The organism is Porphyromonas levii DSM 23370 (genome assembly GCF_000379925.1).
Classification (GTDB): domain Bacteria; phylum Bacteroidota; class Bacteroidia; order Bacteroidales; family Porphyromonadaceae; genus Porphyromonas_A; species Porphyromonas_A levii.
Genome location: NZ_KB904220.1, coordinates 1 through 2,082 on the forward strand (window position 1 = coordinate 1; position 2,082 = coordinate 2,082).

The 2,082-nt window shown below is 43.7% G+C and carries 1 protein-coding gene and 2 tRNA genes; 2 read left to right on the forward strand and 1 reads right to left on the reverse strand.

Going from position 1 to position 2,082, the window contains the following annotated elements:
• Nucleotides 1-310: 310 nt before the first annotated feature.
• Both A3GG_RS0101460 and A3GG_RS0101465 read left to right on the forward strand, forming a co-directional pair.
• A tRNA-Leu gene (locus A3GG_RS0101460) sits at nucleotides 311-395 on the forward strand.
• A 36-nt stretch (nucleotides 396-431) separates the two neighbouring features.
• A tRNA-Gly gene (locus A3GG_RS0101465) sits at nucleotides 432-504 on the forward strand.
• A 148-nt stretch (nucleotides 505-652) separates the two neighbouring features.
• Here the strand turns inward: A3GG_RS0101465 and A3GG_RS0101470 are convergent.
• The gene (locus A3GG_RS0101470) at nucleotides 653-1,888 is read right to left on the reverse strand and encodes a nucleoside recognition domain-containing protein (RefSeq protein WP_018357559.1); all 1,236 of its coding nucleotides are present in this window, start codon (nucleotides 1,886-1,888) and stop codon (nucleotides 653-655) included.
• Between the last annotated feature and the right edge of the window lie 194 nt (nucleotides 1,889-2,082).

The following is a 2,082-nucleotide window of genomic DNA, read 5'->3' on the forward strand; positions in this document are numbered from 1 at the left end:
CCAAAGTACCCCCAAATACTACCCCCAACAGCGCCGATCTATACTTTGCGGAATCTAGGTCGCGCAAGTAGAAAAATTTATTCCTAGGAATAAATAAAATTATCTGTACAAATAAAAATATTTATTCCTAGAGAAAAATAAATTTATTTGTACAGAAAAATAAATTTATTCCTAGGAATAAATTTTTCTAAGATATGGGATTGTTGTCATATTGTATATATAAAAGGTGTTTTTTCTCGGGAATAACAGAAGGTGTGTATTGCAAGATTAAGGAATTTGAGGTACCTTTGCCATCGCACAAGAATGAGGAGCCCGGATGGTGGAATGGTAGACACGAAGGACTTAAACTCCTTTGGCCAGCAATGGCTGTGCGGGTTCAAGTCCCGCTTCGGGTACTAACCGATACCCATGGTGGGTAGATGGCAAGTATTGCGGTAGTAGCTCAGTTGGTAGAGCGTCGGCTTCCCAAGCCGAAGGTCACGAGTTCGAGACTCGCCTACCGCTCATTTAGAGAGTGTGTCAAGATGTGTTTTGTAGTTCAAAACCATTGACACACTCTCTTTCTGTATCGTAATAAAAGGTGGTTTTAGGGGAAGCAAAAAAGCGTGAGTGCCTCGAAAGGACTTCTTTGCCTTGCCTCTTGGTCGGATGATTATGCTACTAGAGCATAAAGCAAATAGGCAACATGAGCTGTAACTGCAGCACCTAGTCCTCCGATGAAGTGCGAAAGGATAGCTTTGGAGGTTAGCTCACGGTAACCAATAGCATCCAACATAGCGGTGTGTGTGCTGAGGAAGCCACTCCAACACATGCCAATAGCGGTGAATACTGCAATGGCATTGCCATCAATCCAACCCTGGGTTACAAAGTTTGGAACAAGGCTGAGTGCTGCTCCTACAGCTCCTAGTGCTGTGATTGGGAAGGCTATCTGGTGAGGGTCAGAGAACCCGAATAGAGGCTTGAATAGCCAATCCAGGTGACCTGCCAACGTAGGCAATAGCTCAATACCTTCGTAAGCACTTCCGGTGTACAAACCCTCTGCAGATGGACCAAAGGTAAGAATCATCACAAGAGAAGAGATGATGAGCACTCCTGGAATAATAGAGATCCCCACTTGTACACCTGACATTCCACCATCGAGCATGGAGTCTAGTACTCTTAGGAAAGTAGATTTCTGACCTACTTGCTCACTATGCTCTTCTTTGCCCTCTAGAGCTGCAGTAGGCGCAGAGTCTACGGCACTCTCATCACGATATTGTGGATACGCTTTCAGGACAAAGTGCTGCATCAATCTAGTGGAGATGATACAACCAACAAAGGCACCAAAGAGACCGATAAAGGGCTCTACAAAGTAGCCGTTGCCTACCATAAATACAATTACAATCAATCCCATACCAAAGGCAGTGCCGAAATTAGTGAGGGAGATGTATTGGAACTTCTTGAAGTAACTACTGAAGTGCTTCTCCTGTGCCAATGTGATAATGGCTGGGTTGTCCGATAGGAAGGTAAGTACGGCACCTAAAGATGCCACTCCAGGGAGCCTGAATAGTGGACGCATCAGTGGCTTCAATATTTTCTCTATTAAATCCACTACTCCAAATTCCACAAACAATTTGCCCAAAGCTCCTGTCAGTACGCAGATAGCCATGAGATAGAAACAAGTGTTGAGTAGAAGATCATGGGCAGTCTTCATCATGGTATTGAGCATCTGAGCCACGCCCATTACATACCCTATACCTCCAAATAGTAGGAGGATAATCAGAAGACAAGCCACGCCTTTTGGCAGAATACTCTTTTTGCGTGGGGTAGCTTGTATCTCGCCTGTTGCCCCAAGTTGTTCAGCTGGTTTTGATATTTTTGTATAAATAGATATTGAGTTATAATCCATTAATCATTTGGCGTGCAAAGGTAGAGAATTTTCCCGTTATAACATAATCATAGGCTAGGATATCAGGAGATAGTAGGAGCCTCCTAGATTCCGCAAAGAGTGCTTTAGCCCCTGATTATTAGTAGGTGGCGCTATTGATAATTAAAGCCCTGTATTCAAGGAGAATACAGGGCTTATGTCCCTAATTTTTTGTA